The sequence below is a fragment of the Micromonospora sp. WMMA1923 genome, from assembly GCF_049179195.1.
GTDB lineage: Bacteria > Actinomycetota > Actinomycetes > Mycobacteriales > Micromonosporaceae > Micromonospora > Micromonospora yangpuensis.
This window is the reverse complement of the sequence record NZ_JBMHLZ010000001.1, coordinates 468009-484920: the sequence shown is the minus strand read 5'-3', so window position 1 is coordinate 484920 and position 16912 is coordinate 468009. Positions and strand designations below refer to the sequence as shown.

General features: G+C 73.2%; 15 protein-coding genes. 3 read left to right on the top strand and 12 right to left on the bottom strand.

The features are described from left to right. The first annotated feature begins 50 nt into the window (after positions 1–50). Both ACN28G_RS02240 and ACN28G_RS02235 read left to right on the top strand, forming a co-directional pair. A complete protein-coding gene (locus ACN28G_RS02240; protein WP_421478269.1) occupies positions 51–1205 on the top strand; it encodes a GNAT family N-acetyltransferase in 1155 nt (384 codons plus the stop codon). Then, complete coding sequence (locus tag ACN28G_RS02235) at positions 1202–2317, top strand: GNAT family N-acetyltransferase (RefSeq protein ID WP_421478268.1); 1116 nt, start codon at positions 1202–1204, stop codon at positions 2315–2317. Before ACN28G_RS02240 ends, ACN28G_RS02235 begins: the two co-directional genes overlap by 4 nt. A 69-nt stretch (positions 2318–2386) precedes the next feature. Here ACN28G_RS02235 and hpf read toward each other — a convergent pair whose 3' ends face one another. The 5 genes from hpf to mtrA all read right to left on the bottom strand — a co-directional run bounded on the left by hpf (position 2387) and on the right by mtrA (position 8295). Continuing rightward, positions 2387–3034, bottom strand: coding sequence for a ribosome hibernation-promoting factor, HPF/YfiA family (gene hpf, locus ACN28G_RS02230; protein ID WP_421478267.1), 648 nt, complete (start codon positions 3032–3034; stop codon positions 2387–2389). 250 nt (positions 3035–3284) lie between these two features. Then, the gene (locus tag ACN28G_RS02225) at positions 3285–3992 is read right to left on the bottom strand and encodes a ComF family protein (RefSeq protein ID WP_091434939.1); all 708 of its coding nucleotides are present in this window, start codon (positions 3990–3992) and stop codon (positions 3285–3287) included. 5 nt (positions 3993–3997) lie between these two features. Further along, positions 3998–5782 (bottom strand): LpqB family beta-propeller domain-containing protein, encoded by a 1785-nt coding sequence (locus ACN28G_RS02220; protein WP_421480845.1) that lies wholly within the window; start codon positions 5780–5782, stop codon positions 3998–4000. Between the two features lie 53 nt (positions 5783–5835). Next, complete coding sequence (gene mtrB, locus ACN28G_RS02215; protein ID WP_091446009.1) at positions 5836–7515, bottom strand: MtrAB system histidine kinase MtrB; 1680 nt, start codon at positions 7513–7515, stop codon at positions 5836–5838. A 90-nt stretch (positions 7516–7605) separates the two neighbouring features. Then, positions 7606–8295: an MtrAB system response regulator MtrA gene (gene mtrA, locus ACN28G_RS02210; protein ID WP_091434935.1), complete on the bottom strand. Its 690-nt coding sequence runs from the start codon at positions 8293–8295 to the stop codon at positions 7606–7608. A gap of 187 nt (positions 8296–8482) precedes the next feature. Between mtrA and ACN28G_RS02205 the strand changes: the two genes are divergently transcribed. Further along, complete coding sequence (locus ACN28G_RS02205; protein WP_175440454.1) at positions 8483–8635, top strand: hypothetical protein; 153 nt, start codon at positions 8483–8485, stop codon at positions 8633–8635. 128 nt (positions 8636–8763) lie between these two features. On the opposite strand, the gene ahcY is transcribed toward ACN28G_RS02205, so the two are convergent. From ahcY to ACN28G_RS02170, 7 genes are all read right to left on the bottom strand, one after another. Next, on the bottom strand, positions 8764–10263 hold the full coding sequence (gene ahcY / locus ACN28G_RS02200; protein ID WP_091434934.1) for an adenosylhomocysteinase: 1500 nt from the start codon (positions 10261–10263) through the stop codon (positions 8764–8766). 280 nt (positions 10264–10543) lie between these two features. Then, a complete protein-coding gene (gene manA, locus ACN28G_RS02195; RefSeq protein WP_421478266.1) occupies positions 10544–11701 on the bottom strand; it encodes a mannose-6-phosphate isomerase, class I in 1158 nt (385 codons plus the stop codon). A 2-nt stretch (positions 11702–11703) separates the two neighbouring features. Next, positions 11704–12690 (bottom strand): cation diffusion facilitator family transporter, encoded by a 987-nt coding sequence (locus ACN28G_RS02190; RefSeq protein ID WP_091434930.1) that lies wholly within the window; start codon positions 12688–12690, stop codon positions 11704–11706. A 28-nt stretch (positions 12691–12718) separates the two neighbouring features. Continuing rightward, the gene (locus ACN28G_RS02185; RefSeq protein ID WP_091434928.1) at positions 12719–13915 is read right to left on the bottom strand and encodes an SIS domain-containing protein; all 1197 of its coding nucleotides are present in this window, start codon (positions 13913–13915) and stop codon (positions 12719–12721) included. Next, on the bottom strand, positions 13912–14097 hold the full coding sequence (locus ACN28G_RS02180) for a Trm112 family protein (protein WP_091434926.1): 186 nt from the start codon (positions 14095–14097) through the stop codon (positions 13912–13914). The genes ACN28G_RS02185 and ACN28G_RS02180 overlap by 4 nt, the downstream gene beginning before the upstream one ends. A 61-nt stretch (positions 14098–14158) precedes the next feature. Then, the gene (locus ACN28G_RS02175; RefSeq protein ID WP_091446007.1) at positions 14159–15544 is read right to left on the bottom strand and encodes a phosphomannomutase/phosphoglucomutase; all 1386 of its coding nucleotides are present in this window, start codon (positions 15542–15544) and stop codon (positions 14159–14161) included. A 69-nt stretch (positions 15545–15613) separates the two neighbouring features. Further along, positions 15614–16855, bottom strand: a complete 1242-nt coding sequence (locus ACN28G_RS02170) for a hypothetical protein (protein WP_421478265.1) — start codon at positions 16853–16855, stop codon at positions 15614–15616. Between the last annotated feature and the right edge of the window lie 57 nt (positions 16856–16912).

Below are 16912 nucleotides of genomic sequence, written 5' to 3'. Positions count from 1 at the left end.
ACCGGAAATCCGGTTACGCCCAGCGCGAACGATCCGGCACGATTGCCCGCATGGAGCCCGTGCGGATCGCCGAGGACGGCCTGCTGCTGCGCCCGTGGCGGGCCGGGGACGCCGACGCGGTGCACCGCGCCTGCCAGGACCCGGACCTTGCGCGCTGGTCCGGGGTGGCCCGCCCCTACCGGCTGGTCGACGCGCTCTCCTTCGTCACCGAGCTGGCCCCCGCGGCGTGGGAGGGCGGCACCGGCGCGCCCTTCGCGGTCTGCGACGCGGCAAGTGGTGAGCTGCTCGGCTCCTGTGGGCTGGTGGCCATCGACGACCGGCTGCGCTCCGCCGAGGTGGGGTACTGGACCGCGCCCTGGGCCCGGGGCCGGGGGGTCGCGGTCCGGGCCCTGCGGGCGGTGGCCCGCTGGGCGTTCACGCAGCTGCGGCTGCGGCGGTTGATCTGGCAGGCGGAGCTGGGCAACCACGCCTCCCGGCTGGTCGCGCTGCGCGCCGGGGTCCGGGTCTCCGGGCAGCTGCGGCTGGCCGATCCGACTCCGGGGGGCACCGGCGACGGCTGGATCGGCTCGCTGCTGCCCGGCGAGGTGCCGGCCCCCGGCGAGACCGGACCGGCCGGCCCCGGCACCCTGCCGGCGCGGCGGGCCGCCGTGTTCGGCCGGGCCCAGCCGGTCCTCTTCGCCACCGTCGACGGCAGCGAGCTGCGGCTACGGGCGATGGAGGAGCGCGACATCCACGCCGTCGTGGTCACCTGTCGGGACCCGGAGACCATCCGCTGGACCACGGTGCCCGATCCGTACCGCCGTGAGGACGCCGAGTCGCACCGACGGTTCGGTCAGCAGGCCTGGGCGGACGGGACCAGCGCCCTCTTCGTGATCGCCGACCCGGCCGACCGGTACGCCGGCTCGGTCAGCCTGCGGTTGTCCGCCGCCGACCCGCTCCTGGCCGACGTGGGCTTCATGACCGCGCCGCACGCCCGGGGACGGGGGTACCAGCCGGCCGCGCTGACCGCCCTGGCCGCCTGGGGTTTCACCACGTTGGGCCTGGCCCGCGTCGAGTGGCGGGCGCTGGTCGGCAACACCTCCTCCCGGCGGGCCGCCGAGAAGGCCGGGTTCACCGTCGAGGGCGTCACCCGGGCCGGGTTGAACCACCGGGGGCAACGGGTGGACTGCCTGGTCGCCGCGCTGCTCCCCGAGGACCTGCAGTGAGCGGGTACCCGGGCACCGTCGAGGGCGACCCGGTCCGGCTGCGGGAGTTCCGGGTCGACGACACCGATGACCTGGCCACCGCCTGCGCCGATGCGTCGATCCGGCGGTGGCTGCCCGGCCTGCCCGCGCCGTACACCGAGGCCGACGCCCGCTGGTGGATCACCGAGGGCGCTCCGGCGGCCCGGGCCGGCGGCGGGGTCGGGTACGCCATCGCGGACGCCGGGACCGACCGGCTGCTCGGTGCGGTCGGGGTGAACAACCCGGTGCCCGCGCGCCAGCAGGGCGAGATCGGCTACTGGGTGGCGCCCTGGGCCCGCCGGCGCGGCGTGGCGACCGCCGCCACCCGGCTGCTGGCCCGGCAGGCCTTCGGAGCCGGGACCGCCCGGCTGGAGCTGCTCACCGACGCCGAGAACACGGCCAGCCAGCGGGTAGCGCTGGCCGCCGGCTTCCGACCCGAGGGGGTACGCCCGGCCGCCGCGCCGCTACCCGGTGGTGGGCGGCGCGACCTGCTGGCCTGGGTACGCCTGGCCGACGACCCCGACGAACCGACCCCCCGGCTCCTGCCCGACCTGCCCGACGACCGGCTCACCGACGGCGTGGTGCTCCTGCGCCGGATCGCCCCGGACGACGTGGACGAGATGTACGCCCTGCACAGCCGCCCGGAGGTGGTGGCGAACCAGGCGCCACCGGTGCCACCCGAGCCCTCGGCCATCGAAACCCGGTGCCGGCTGGCCGAGAGCGCCTGGCTGGTAGGCGAGACCGCCCGGTTGGCCATCGTCGACGCCGCCTCGGGGGCCTTCGCCGGCAGCTGCGGGCTCGGCTACCCCGAGCCCGGCACCGGTCACGCCACCATCGGGTACGCGCTCTCCCCCGCCTTCCGGGGCCGCGGCCTCGCCACCCGGGCGGTCCGGCTGCTCGCCCGCTGGGCGTTCGACACGGTCGGAGTGGCCCGGATCGGGGCCGGTACGGTGCCCGACAACACCGCCTCGCACCGGGTGTTGCAGCGGGTGGGCTTCCACCGGGAGGCGCTGCTGCGGGCCCGGCTGCCGGGGCTGGCCGGTGGCCGGCTCGACGACCTGACGTTCGCGCTGCTGCCGGGGGAGCTGACCTGAGCCGGCCCGGGCGGCACGGTGGCAGGTCGTCCACCGCACCGCCCGGTCACTCGCGTGGCGGGGATGATCCTACGTGTCGAGGGAGATGATGCCGTAGTCGTAGGCGTGTCGCCGGTAGACGACACTCGGCCGGCCGGACTCCTTGTCCTGGAACAGGTAGAAGTCGTGGCCGACCAGTTCCATCTGGAAGAGGGCGTCGTCGACGGTCATCGGCTCGGCGGGGTGGATCTTCTCCCGCGCGATGTGCCAGGGCTGGTCGTCGTACTCGTCCTCCGACTCGTCCTCGCGTTCGGCGAGGGCGGTCGAGGAGCCGTTACGGGCGGCGACGGCGGCGGTCAACGGGGTGTCGCCCCGCTCCGCCACGGGCAGTCCCGCGGTGGCGGCGGCGACGGAGATCGGCGCGTGCCGTCCCCGGTGGACCCGCCGCCGGTCGGCGGCCCGGCGGAACCGGGTGTCCAGCTTGGCGATGGCCGCGTCGAGCGCGCTGTAGAAGTCGTTCGTGCAGGCCTCGGCGCGTACCACCGGTCCTCGGGAGACACAGGTGATCTCGACCCGCTGGCAGTGGTCGGCCTGGCGGGGATTGCGCTCGTGGAACAGCTCGACGTCGACCCGGATGAGTTTGTGGTCGTAGCGCTCGATCTTGGCGAGTTTCTCGGCGACGTGGACCCGGTAGTGGTCCGGCACCTCGACGTTACGGCCCTTGACAACGATGTCCATCTGACCTCCTCGTACGGATGGTCGTTCGATCCGAAGTTCCGGTCGAGCCGTCAGCCGGGGAGATCCCGTTCGGCGTCGACCGGTCAGTACGGCTACGCCTCCTTTCACCGCCGGGGCGGGTATGCGGACATCCCTACCCCGGACACCGAAACGCTAACTCTTCCTTGCCCGGCCGTCACCCCCTGTTGTCACCGCGGCCAAAAACTTTTCACACCTCGGACACCTTCGGGTGAAACGGAAACACGGAGGGTTACGGGGTGCGTCTTTTCCGGGTCGCGGCGAGTACCACCGCCACCGACGGCGACAGGCCGGTGACGGTCAGCACCCGGGCCAGCCCGGCCAGGGTGACCCCGGTGGTGACGATGTCGTCGAGCAGCACCACCGCCTGGGTGGGCGGGGCGGCGGGGAACCGTCCGGCACGCAGCCGGAACGCCGCCTCGGCCGCCCGCGCCCGACCGGCGCTGTCCAGCGCCACCGAGTCCGGTCGGGGCAGCGCCCGCACCGGTCGCAGCACCCGTACCGGCCAGCCGCCCGCCCGCAGCCGGCGTGCGGCGTGCCGGGTCAACCGGTCCAGGTGGTCGCCGTAGCGGGACCGAGCCGCCGCCGCGGTGTCCGGCACCCCGATCAGCAGTACCGGCCGGACCGGACCCACCGCCGCCACGACCACCTCGGCCAGCAGCGCGCCCAGCGGCCGGGCCAGCCCGTGTCTACCCCGTTCCTTGTACGCCAGCAGCGTCTGCCGCAACACCCCCGAGTACGCCCCGAGCGCCACACAGGGCGGCAGCCCGGCCGGCGCCGGAGTGGGCAGCGCCGGACGGGGTCGCAGGGCGCGCAGGACGGCCACACAACCGGCGCAGAGGCCGTGACGCAGCCCCGCCACCCGCTGCCGGCAACCGGCGCACTCGGTGGGCAGCACCAGATCGGTGAGGTCCGCCCACAGTCCACCGGGATCGGGCACGGCGGTCAGTAGAAGAAGAAGGGTGCGGTCGGGTTGCCCGCCCGGTCCTGCCCCGGCGGCGGGGTGAACAGCACCTGGTCCTGCCGGATCCGCTCGAACGGGTTGCTGCGGTACGCCACCCCGTTGGCCTCGTACATGAGCGTTCCGGTGGAGAGCGAGACGACCGAGTTGGCCGGGTACGCCGCCAGGTGGGTCACCTGGGCGCCGACGTCGGTGTTGCGCGGCGTCTCCAGGGCACCGTCGACGCTGATGTCGTGGATCGCCGGCCGGCCGCCGGAACCGGCCACGATCAGGGTGTTCTCGCCGCCCCAGTCCACTGCGGTCAGGTTGGTCAACGAGGTGACCACCCGACGGGCCGGGCCCGGGTTGAGCTGACCGCCGTCGAGGTTCACCGCGGCCACGTGGAGCGCACCACCGGCGATCACCGCGATCCGGTGACCGTCCAGGGCGGCGGCCACCGCGGTCACCGGGCCGGCCACGTTGAGCAGCGGCACCCGTACCAGCCGGGCGTCCGCGCCGAACCGGTACAGCTCGCCGTCGGCCACCGTCAGCCCCTGCGGCCGGACCGGGTCGGCCGAACGCAACCAGACCGGCCGGCCGATCGAGGCGTACGCGTCGCTGGTGGCGGAGACCTTCACCGGGTCGGGGCCGGTGCCGACGGCCAACTGCTGCCGCCGCTCGGTCGCGGTGACGACCAGCGCGGCGAGGATCTTCTCCCCGGCCCGGGTCACCGCCGCCGAGACCACCCGCTGGTTGTCACCGGCGCTGACCGGCACCGTGCCGACCGGCTCACCGGCGAACGCCAGGGGCTGGATAGCGCCGTCGTAGACGCAGAACCGTTGCGGGCTGTTGCTGATCCGGTAGGCCGGGTTGGCGATCCGGTGCTCGCGGAGGCTGTCGATGATCCGGCGCGACTGGTTGCGGATCTTCAGCTCCAGCGAACCCTGCAACTCCGGCAACGACCAGGCGAGCTGGGTGGCGAACTGGTCCAGCCGGTTGTCGTCCTCGCCGGTCATGTTCAGGTTGACCTCCCACCGGCCGTCCGACTCGGTGGCGTTGTTGATCAGGCTGGTGCCGTCGGGCAGGCGGCTGACGCCGGACCCGAGCCAGTCCGACGGGCCGGCGGTCAGCCACCGCACCACGTCGGTGACCCGCCGCTCGTCGGGCGCCGAGAGCGGCAGGTAACGCTGGTCGGGCACCAACCGGGTGCGGTCGGAGTTCCAGAAGTAGATCGTCTCGGCCTGGTAGAACTCGCGCAACGCGGTGTCGCTGAGCAGCAGCACGTTCGGTGGATCCCGGACGTACAGGCCGGAACTCTCCTCGCGCTCGCCGGTGTCGACCTCGAACCGGTACTCGGTCTCGGTGGCCACCGGGGGCACCAGGGTGCCGTTGGCACGCAGCAGGCCGATCTGCTGCACCGCGATTCTGATCTTGGTGCTCTCCACGTCCGTGGTGATCACCGGCTCGTCCTTCAGCCGGACCACGGTCAGCCCGATCTCGCTGCCCTGCTTCTCCTGGAGCCGGTCCCGCTCAGCCGGGTCGATGAACTGCTTGACCCGCTGGTACGCCCGGTCCGGCTCACCGGCCGCCGCGGCGAGGAAGTTACGGACGAAGGCGTCCGGGTCGGTGCCGGCGGCGGTGCGGTTCGGTGGCTCGTCCCGACGCAGGCTGGACGAGCCGGACACCACCGACGGCCCCCGCTGGTCCACCTGGACGTCGGACTCGTGCGGAATCCCGCAGCCCGTCGCTGCGACGGCCGCCAGCAGCACGACCAGCCCGGCGGTCAGCACCCGCGCGACGGGGCCGCGCGCCGCGCCAGCCCCCGCCCGCGCCACCCGTCCGGTCACGACCCCACCTCCGCCCGGTCGCCCGTGCCGGCGGGCGCGGGGCCGATGGCCAGCGTGCCACCCGGTCCCGGGCCGATGGCCAGCGCCCCGCTCTCCACCGGACCGCCGAAGGGCAGCGCGGCGTCGGCGGGCACCAACCGCAGCGGGGAGGTGGTCAACCGGTCACCGGCCCGCGCCGGCAGGGTCAGCCGGAACTGGGCCCCCTGACCGGGCGCTCCCCAGGCCTCCAGCCAGCCGCCGTGCAGCCGGGCGTCCTCCAGACTGATCGACAGGCCGAGCCCGGTGCCACCGGTCTGCCGGGCCCGGGACGGGTCCGCCCGCCAGAACCGGTTGAAGACCAGCTTCTCCTCGCCCGGCTTGAGGCCCACCCCGTGGTCGCGGACGGTGACCGCCACCGTGGTCTGATCGATGCCCAGCGTGATCAGCACCGGTCGACCCTCACCGTGCTCCACGGCGTTGCCCACCAGGTTGCGCAGCACCCGCTCGACCCGGCGTGGATCGACCTCGGCGATCACCGGCGTGGCCGGCAGGTCCAGCTCGATCGTCACGCCCACCCGCTCGCCGAGCCCGGCCAGCCGGTCGGCGACCCGGTGCACCATCGGCACCAGGTCGGTCGGCTCGGCGTCCAGCATCGCGAAACCGGCGTCGAACCGGCTGATCTCCAGCAGGTCGGTGAGCAACTCCTCGAACCGGTCCAGCTCGGCCTGGAGCAGCTCGGCGCTACGGGCCACCGCCGGGTCGAACTCGTCGCGCTCGGCGAAGATCAGGTCGGCGGCCATCCGGACCGTGGTCAACGGGGTACGCAGCTCGTGGGAGACGTCCGAGGTGAACCGGCGCTGCAACCGGGACATCTCCTCCAGCCGCAGGATCTGCCGCTGGAGGTTGGTCGCCATCTGGTTGAACGAGGCGGCCAGCAACGCCAGGTCGTCCTCCCCGTTGACCACCATCCGCTGGTCGAGCAGGCCCGCGGAGAGCCGCTGGGCGGTGCGCGCGGCCACCCGGACCGGGCGTACCACCAACCGGGTGACCAGGGCGGCCAGCAGGCCGAGCAGGAGCACCAGGGCGACGCCGGTGGCCGCCACGGTGGCCCGGGCGTCGGCGGCGGTGGCGTCCTGCCGGTCCAGCGGGACGAGGTAGTAGAGCTCCAACTGCCCGAACTTGGTGGGCACCGGCGAGCCGTAGACCAGGTACTTGCTGCGCTGGTCGGTGAGCCGGCCGCTGCGGATCTGGTGGGCGACGTTGCCGTCGGCCACGGCCGCGCCCAGCTCCGGGCTGATCAACGGACGGTAGTTGACGTCGGAGGAGCTGCGCGGCTCGATGATGCCGGTGTACCGGTCGGCGGTGAGCGCGACCAGCACCCCGTTGGTCTGCTGCGGGTCGCCACCGGCCAGGTAGTTGACCGTGCCCTCGATCGTCTCCTGGAGCTGCGCCTCCTGCGGCGTGCTGTAGAAGCTGAGCTGCTTGGCCGCGTAGTCGCTGCCGCTCTGCAGCCGCATCAGCACGTCGGCCTTGGCGTTCTCCACCAGGATGTTGGTGATCTTGTCGGCGATGAGGTAGGCGAACCCGCCGACCAGCAGGCTGGAGACGACCAACGTGATGCTGACCACCCGGACCTGCAGCGACCGCCGCCAGGTCTGGCGCAGACCGCCCACGAACCGGACGGACCACCCGGCCAGGCCGTGCCACAGCTCCCGCGCGGCGGTGCGCCGGCGGGGAGGCGGAGCGGAACCGGTGACGTTCGGGGAGGTGGTCACAGTCCGACCAGGTTATCCGGTGCCCGCCTTGTAGCCCACGCCCCGCACGGTCAGGATGATTTCCGGCCGCTCCGGATCCGGCTCGATCTTGGCCCGGAGCCGCTGCACGTGCACGTTGACCAGGCGGGTGTCGGCGGCGTGCCGGTAGCCCCAGACCTGCTCCAGCAGCACCTCCCGGGTGAAGACCTGACGCGGCTTGCGGGCCAGCGCGACCAGCAGGTCGAACTCCAGCGGCGTCAGCTTCACCTCCTCACCGTTGCGGCTGACGGTGTGCGCCGGCACGTCGATGGTGATCTGGTTGCCGGGCGGCCCGATGGTGAGCAGCTCCGGGGCCGCGTCCTCGCCCCGGCGCAACCGGGCCCGCATCCGGGCGACCAGCTCCTTGGGCTTGAACGGCTTCACCACGTAGTCGTCCGCGCCGGACTCCAGCCCGAGCACCACGTCGACGGTGTCGCTCTTCGCGGTCAGCATCACGATCGGTACGCCCGATTCACCCCGGATGGCCCGTGCCACGTCGATACCGCTCATTCCGGGCAGCATCAGGTCCAACAGCACGATGTCGGGACGGTTCTCACGGAACGCCGCCAGTGCCCGTTCTCCGTCGGCGACGAAGGAGGGCTGGAAACCCTCGCTGCGCAGCACGATGCCGAGCATCTCGGCGAGCGCGGGGTCGTCGTCAACCACCAGTACCCGGGCTCTCATGGGGGTTATGGTCCCATCCCTGTTCAGGTCGATGTGTTTACGTCACCCGGCACGGTACTGCGCGAAGCCGTCATCCGACACCCGACCCGCGATCATCACGCCGGGTGAGTCGACGAGCCGACACCGTACGCCGGCCCGGCGGGTCCGCCCCTGGCGGGTGGCCCGGCGACAGCGGACAATGGCCGGCGTGAAGGCATTCCTCCCCTGGCTGGCCGTACTCGCCGTGGTACTGCTACTCAGTGCGCTGCGGCTGCGTCCGCTGGCCATGGTCGTCTCGCTGACCTGGCTCGCCTGGTGCGTCTGGACCTGGGTACGCCCCGCCCGCCGCCGGGGCCCCTGACCTACGCACGGGCGCCCCTGACCTACGCACGCACGGGCCGCTGACCGACGCCCGGGCCGCCTATGGACGCGACGCACGGGCCGGCAGTGGTCGGCCGGCCCGTGCGTCGGTGGAGCGGAACCCGCGGTTCAGTAGCGGTAGTGCTCCGGCTTGAACGGGCCGTCGGGCGAGACACCCAGGTAGGAGGCCTGCTCCTTGCTGAGGGTGGTCAGCTTCGCGCCGAGGGCGTCCAGGTGCAGCCGGGCGACCTTCTCGTCGAGGTGCTTGGGCAGCACGTAGACGCCGGTCGGGTACTCGTCGGTCTTGGTGAACAGCTCGATCTGGGCGATCGTCTGGTTGGCGAACGAGTTCGACATGACGAAGCTCGGGTGCCCGGTGGCGTTGCCCAGGTTCAGCAGGCGGCCCTCGGAGAGCACGATGATGGCGTGCCCGTCGGCGAAGCGCCAGACGTCGACCTGCGGCTTGATGTTCTCCCGGGTCACGTCGGAGCGCTTGGCCAGGCCGGCCATGTCGATCTCGTTGTCGAAGTGGCCGATGTTGCCCACGATGGCCTGGTGCTTCATCCGGGCCATGTGCTCGTTGGTGATGACGTCGTAGCAGCCGGTCGCGGTGATGAAGATGTCTGCGGTCTCGACCACGTCCTCCAGGGTGGCGACCTGGTAGCCGTCCATCGCCGCCTGGAGAGCGCAGATCGGGTCGACCTCGGTCACCACGACCCGGGCGCCCTGGCCACGCAGCGACTCGGCGCAGCCCTTGCCCACGTCGCCGTAGCCCATGACGACGGCCATCTTGCCGCCGATCAGCACGTCGGTGGCGCGGTTGATGCCGTCGATAAGCGAGTGCCGGCAGCCGTACTTGTTGTCGAACTTGCTCTTGGTCACCGAGTCGTTGACGTTGATCGCCGGGAAGAGCAGGGTGCCGGCCCGGTGCATCTCGTAGAGCCGGTGCACACCGGTGGTGGTCTCCTCGGTCACGCCCTTGATGCCGGCCGCGATCCGGGTCCACCGCTGGTTGTCCTGGGCGAGGCTGCGGTGCAGCACCTCCAGGATGACCGCGAACTCCTCGGAGTCGGCGGACTCCACCGGCGGAACGGCCCCGGCGGACTCGAACTCCGCGCCCTTGTGCACCAGCAGGGTGGCGTCACCGCCGTCGTCGAGGATCATGTTCGGGCCGGCCCCACCGGGCCAGTCGAGAACCTGCTCGGTGCACCACCAGTACTCCTGGAGGCTCTCGCCCTTCCAGGCGTACACCGGCACGCCGGCGGGGGCCTCGGGGGTGCCGGTCGGGCCGACCACGACCGCGGCGGCGGCGTGGTCCTGGGTGGAGAAGATGTTGCACGAGGCCCAGCGCACCTGCGCACCGAGCGCGACCAGGGTCTCGATCAGCACGGCGGTCTGGATGGTCATGTGCAGCGAACCGGTGATCCGCGCCCCGGCCAGGGGCTGCGCGTCGGCGAACTCCCGCCGGATGGCCATCAGGCCCGGCATCTCGTGCTCGGCGAGCCGGATCTCCTTGCGCCCGAACTCGGCGAGCGACAGATCCGCCACCCGGTAGTCGCCGTCGGCGAGGGTGCTCGGCCGAACCTCGGTCTGACCGCCGGTGGTGGCGGCCGGGAGGGTGCTGGTCATGAAGTCTCCTGTCGAACGATGTGCTGACCGACCCTCCACCATACGCGGACGGCGGACAGCGCACGGGGCGGTCGGCGTCGAACGGATCTCCCGTCCAGAAGCCGGCCGCCCCGTGCATCCCCCCGGTTTGGTTCCCCGCGCGCTCTCGGACCATCGTCGCGATAACGCTGCGCACCCATAGGTTCGCACCCGGTGCCCGCCGAGTCAACTCATTCCGGAAATTTCGGATATGCGTGTCGGGTGATCTCCGCCGACCCCCGCCCGGCACCCCGTGCCGCGGTCAACCGGCGGTTGCGACGAACGCCTCACCGGTGCCGTGCACCACCAGCGGTCTGGCCACCGCCGGCCCCACCGCGGCCTGACCGGTACGCAGCCCGACCGACCCGGCCCCGTCGTCCACCCGCAACTCCCCCGCGACGCAGAGCACCACCCGTGGCCCCGGCACCGGCAGGCGGACCGTCGGCACCGCGGCTGCGACCTCGACCCGGTGCAACGCGAAGTCGTCCACCGGCACCGGCCACGTCGACACCCCCGGCGAGACCGGCCGGGGCGCCAGCACCGGCTCGTCGAGCACCTCGAACCGGAGCACCCGGACCAGCTCGTCGACGTCCACCCGCTTCGGGGTCAGCCCACCCCGCAACACGTTGTCACTGGCCGCCATGATCTCCACCCCGCAGCCGCGCAGGTAGGCGTGCAGGTTGCCGGCGGGCATCCAGATCGCCTCCCCCGGCGCCAGCCGGACATGGTTGAGCAGCAGCGCCACCAGCACCCCCGGGTCGGCCGGGTAGTCGGCCGCCAGGTCCCGGGCCAGCTCGGCGTCCGGGCCGGCCACCGGCGCCGCGAGCACCGCCGCCACCAGGGCCGCCCGCTGCCGGTCCGGCCAGGTCAACAACGTGCGTACGGCCGTACGCAGCCCGTCCGGCCCGTCCCGCAGGGCGGCGACGACCGGAGCCAACGCCGGTACGCCGAAAGCGGCGAGCACCTCGGCGGAGACCCGCGGATCACGGAACCCGCAGAGCGCCTCGAAGGGCGAGAGCGCGACCAGCAGCTCCGGCTTGTGGTACGGGTCGACGTAGTTGCGCGGCCCGTCGGCCCGCCCGGCCTCGGCGGCGTACCCGGCCCGGGCCTGTGCCGCGTCCGGGTGCGCCTGCAGGCTCAACGGCGCCGCCGCGGCCAGCACCTTGAGCAGGAACGGCAGCCGGGTGCCGAACCGCCGTACCCCCTCGCTGTCCAGCCAGTACGTCGGCTCGGCCACCAGCAGCTCGCCCAGGCTGACCCGGACGCCGTCCCGCTCCACCTCGGCCGGCGCACCGGGATGGGCGCCCAACCACAGCTCCGCCTCAGGACCGGCACTGGGCACCGGACGCCCCTGCAGGCGGGCGAGCGCCGACCGGGACCCCCACGCGTAGTCCCGGATCGGCCCGTGCAGCACCTCCACGCTCAGTGCTCCGCGACGCCCGGCGGATCGGCTGCCGGGCCCTGCTCGCCGCCGCCCGTGGCGGACCGGGCCGCCGCCGCGGAGTAGATGTCCGGTTCCAGGTAGATCACCCGGGCGACCGGCACCGCGGCCCTGATCCGCGCCTCCACGGCGTTGATCCCCCGGGCCAGCTCCTCGGCGCTCTCGCACGGCTCGACGGCGATCTTCGCGGCCACCATCAGCTCCTCCGGGCCCAGGTAGAGGGTCTTCATGTGGATGATCCGCTCGACCTCCGGCCCGTCGGTGACCGCCCGGGAGATCGCCGTGACGTCGGACTCCTCGGCCCCCTCACCGAGCAGCAGGCTCTTGGTCTCGATCGCCAGCACCACCGCGATGGCCACCAGCAGCACGCCGATCATCGCCGTACCGGCCGCGTCCCAACGACCGTCGTCGGTGGCCAGGGTCAGCCCCACCCCGAAGAGTGCGAAGACCAGGCCGATCAGGGCACCGAAGTCCTCAAGGAGCACCACCGGCAGCTCCGGCGCCTTGGCCCGCCGGATGAACCGCACCCAGGACTGACCGCCCCGGACCAGGTTGGACTCCCGGATCGCGGTGCGGAAGGAGAAGGACTCCATGACGATCGCCGCCAGCAGCACGGCCACCGGCACCCAGTGCCAGGCGGTGATCGCCTCCGGATGCGACCACTTGTGGTACGCCTCGTAGAGCGCGAAGAGGCCACCGACGGTGAACAGCACGATCGACACGATGAACGCGTAGATGTAGCGCTCCCGCCCGTACCCGAAGGGGTGTTGCGGGGTGGCCGCCCGCCGGGCCCGGCGGCCACCGAGCAGCAGCAGACCCTGGTTGCCGGAGTCGGCCACCGAGTGGATCGACTCGGCAAGCATCGACGAGGAGCCGGTCAGCAGGAACGCGACGAACTTGGTGACCGCGATGCCGACGTTCGCCAACAGGGCGGCGATGATCGCCTTCGTCCCGCCGGAGGCGCTCACGCCGCCCCCGCCCCGGTGTCACCAGTGCTCACTGGTTGGCCAGCTCCTTCATCTCGGTGACGGCGGGTACCGCCATCGGGTCCAGACCGTGCGCCAGCGCGAGGTAGATCGAGGCGAAGTCCGGCACCGCCACCAGCGAGGCGAGCCGCTCCAGCGCGGAGCCACCCTCGGCGGTGACCACGTCGCAGCGCACCCCCCGCCGCTCGGCGAGGACCTGCACCGCGTCGGCCCGACGCTCCTCGACCGCCAACGGCTCGTCGGTGTCGTCCTCGGCGTTCAGGCCACCGTCGCGCAGCAGCACCAGCCGCAGTCGGGTGCCACCGTCGGCGGACTCGTCGGGGTCGGCGAAGATGTCCCGCTCCCCCTCGACCAGCCCACCGAAGACGCCGTCGAGCAGTCCCACCCGACCCCGGCCGGCCTCACCGAGCGCCCCGGTGACCACCGGGTACCGGGCGTTCGCCGACAGGGTGTCGCCGAAGCGACGGGCCGCCACGGTGGCCAGCGGGGACGAACCCCAGACGATCGGTACCGAGCCGGCCAGGCCCAGGGCCAGCGACTTCGCCGGGTTGACGAAGGACTCGGCGGTAGGCCGGCTCCGGTCCGCCTCGGCGTCCAGCCGCGCGGCCGTCTCCGCCAGGTCCGCCTCGTTGACCTTCACCAGGCCGAGCGCCCGGGCGGCGAGCAGCACCGGCACCGTGAGCGCCCAGAGGCTGGCCCGGGCCGGGGCCCGGCGGGGCACCGGCACGAACGGCGCCCGCGCCCGCTCGGCGACCGACTGGAGCTGCGAGTCGGGGGCGCCGACCGCGACCAGCCGGGCACCCCGGCGGTGCGCGGCCTCGGCGGCACCGAGCGCCTCGGGGCTGCGCCCGGAGGCGCTGACCGCGATCACCACGTCCGCCGCGCCTACCCAGCCGGGCACCCCGGCGCTGCGGTGCGCGATGACCGGGGCCGGGCAGCGCGGCCCGGCGACGGTGGCCAGCACGTCCCCGGTACGGCCGGCGGTGCCGATGCCGGCGATGATCACCGCGCGGGGCCGTCCCTCGTCGGCGAGCACCGACAGGTTGGCCTCGGCGGTCAGCGCCGCCGCCTCCCGGACCTGCGCACCGGCGCTGGCGGTGTGCCGCAGCATGCCGCCCGGGTCGCGCTCGGCCAGCGCGTCCGGGTTGTCGAGCAGGGCCTCGTCGGGGTCCCGGCGTCCGCTGACCCCCGCCGTACCGTCGATCACGACCGCTGCTCCGGGCCGCCGCGCGCCTCGTCCAACAACAGCACCGGTACGTCGTCGCGGACCTCGAAGATCCGCCCGCACTCGGTGCAGGTCAACGTCTGCGCCCCGGCGTCGTAGTCCAACGGCGAGTGGTGTGTGTCCGGACAGGCGAGGATCTCTAGCAACTGCGGGTCCAGGGCCACGGCGCGGCTCCTTCCACGTGTGCGGTCTCACCGGTCGGCGGTGCCGACCGGCGCAGGGATCTTATCGACGTACCCGGTCGAGCACCTCGTCGCGGAGCGAGATCATCCGCTCCCGGGCCGGTGCCTCGACGTTGAGCCGCAACAACGGCTCGGTGTTCGACGCGCGCAGGTTGAACCAGGCCCCGTCCGGGAAGCGCAGGGTCAACCCGTCCAGCTCGTCGGCCTCGGCCTCCGGGTAGGCGGCCCGGACCTCGGCGACCTTCCCGGCCTGGTCGGTCACCGTCGAGTTGATCTCACCGGAGGCGACGTACCGCTCGTACTCCCGGGCCAGCTCGGACAGGGGCAGATCCTGCCCGCCGAGGGCGGCGAGGGTGTGCATGGCGGCCAGCATGCCGGTGTCGGCGAACCAGAAGTCCCGGAAGTAGTAGTGCGCCGAGTGCTCCCCGCCGAAGACGGCGTTGGTCCGGGCCATCTCGGCCTTGATGAAAGAGTGCCCGACCCGGGCCACCAGCGGCTCGCCGCCGTGCTCCCGGACGATGTCCGGGACGGCGCTGGAGCAGATCAGGTTGTGGATCACCACCGAACCGGGGTGCCGGGCCAGCTCCCGGACCGCGACCAGACCGGTGATCGCCGACGGGGAGACCGGCTCGCCGCGCTCGTCGATCACGAAGCACCGGTCGGCGTCGCCGTCGAAGGCCAGCCCGAGGTCCGCGCCGTGCTCGCGGACAGCCCGCTGCAGGTCGACCAGGTTCGCCGGGTCCAGCGGGTTCGCCTCGTGGTTGGGGAAGGTGCCGTCCAGCTCGAAGTAGAGCGGGACGATCTCCAGCGGCAGGGCCGGCAGGGCGGCGTCACCGAGCACGCTCGGCACCGTGTAGCCACCCATGCCGTTGCCGGCGTCGACGACCACCTTCAGCGGCCGGATACCGCTCAGGTCGACCAGCTTGCGCAGGTGGGCGGCGTACTCGGGGAGCAGGTTGCGCTGCTCGACCGACCGGGTCGGCTGCCCGGCCGCGCCGACCTCGCCGGCGTCCAGCAGCGCCTGGGCCCGCTGACGGATCTCGGCCAGCCCGCTGTCCTGGCCGATCGGGCGGGCACCGGAGCGGCACATCTTGATGCCGTTGTACTGGGCCGGGTTGTGACTGGCGGTGAACATCGCCCCGGGCAGGTCGAGCGACCCGGAGGCGTAGTAGAGCATGTCGGTGGAGGCCAGCCCGATGTCGATCACCGAGCGCCCCTGCGCCTGCACGCCCCGGGCGAAGGCGGCGGCGAGACCGGGGCCGGTGGCCCGCATGTCGTGCGCCACCAGCACCGCGTCACCCGGCTCACCGAGGCCGTTCAGCAGTTGGGCGAAGGCGACGCCGAGAGCCTCGGCGACCCGCTCGTCCCATTGGTCCGGCACCGTCCCACGGACGTCATACGCCTTCACAATCTGGGACAAATCAGCCACCGGTTCCACTCCTTCGCAGCAGGTCGTCAACGAAGCTGAGCGTATCGGAGTGGTCCGGCTCCACCCGGCTCAGTCGGGCAGGCGCGGCATGATCGTGGTCGAGTCGCCGCCCGCTGCCGGGCCCGCCGGTGGCGTACCGGTGGATCCGGCCTCGCCGGTCGGCTGACGCGGCACGACCGGCGGGTAGAGCCCGGCCTTCGGCAGACCCGCCTGGTACGGCGGCGGCGCGCCCGACGCGCTCGGCGGGGTTGCGGCGCTCGACGGGGTTGCGGCGCTCGGCGGGGTCGACGGTGCCGGGCCGGTGGCCGGGGCCGGTGGGGCCCCGTAGACGTTGCCGGCCGGCCGGGGCGTCGGCGCGCCGTACACGGTGCCACCCGACGGCGTCGGCTGGCTCGGTTGCTGCCGCCCGTACACGCCGCCGGCCGCCGGCGGCGAGCCACCCGGCGGCACCGGCGCACCGGCACCGTAGGTGGTGCCGCCCGGCTTGCCCGGCAGCGGGAACGCCGGCCCGACCGAGGTCTCCTCCGCCGGCTCGGTCGACCTACGGTCCGCCCGCGACCGGCGGACCAGCAGGATGATCAGCCCGAGCCCGAGCACCACCATGGCCACCCCGAAGAGCAACACCGGTGACATCCCACTGGAGGGCGCCGCCGCGAGGGACCCCGACCCGGCGGCGACCGTGGCCAGCGCCGGCGCGGCGGCGGGTGCCGCCGGCGGTGCCGCCGCCTCGGTGGTGGCGACCGCGCTCGGACTCGGCGTCGGACTCGGTTTCTTCGACTTCGACGGGGTGGGCGACGGCGTGGCGACGGCGGCGAGCCGACCACCGACCCGGGACGTGGTGGCGTCCTGGCCGATCGACCGGCCCTGCGCGGTCACCACCTGGGCGACCACCGTCAACCGGCCGGCGGGCGCCCCGGCGGTGAACGAGATCCGGTACCGCACCCGGGCACTCCGGCCCTCGCAGACCACGGGCCGGGCGGGCACGACGGTAGCGGTGCCGACGGCCCCGTCGCCGCCGGAAACCCCCACCGGGCCCCACCGTCCGCCCGCGTCGGCCTGCACCCGGACCTGGTCGGCCCGCAGTCCGTCGAGCCGCAACCCCAGCACGGTACGCACCTGCGCACAGCCCTCGCTGCGCTTGCGGACCTCCACGGTCACCGCACCCGGCGAACCACCGGCGCTGAACCCGTCCGAGGAACGGACCCGGACCGAGTCGTCGTCGGCGAAGGCCGGGGCCGCGCCGACGGCCACCAGACCGCCGAGCACCGCACTGGTCGTCACCAGGCGTACCACGTGCCGACGTACCGACATGATCACCTCACCGTGTCCGGCCCCGAGTTGGGCCGCCGGTCAGGCTACTACCGAGGC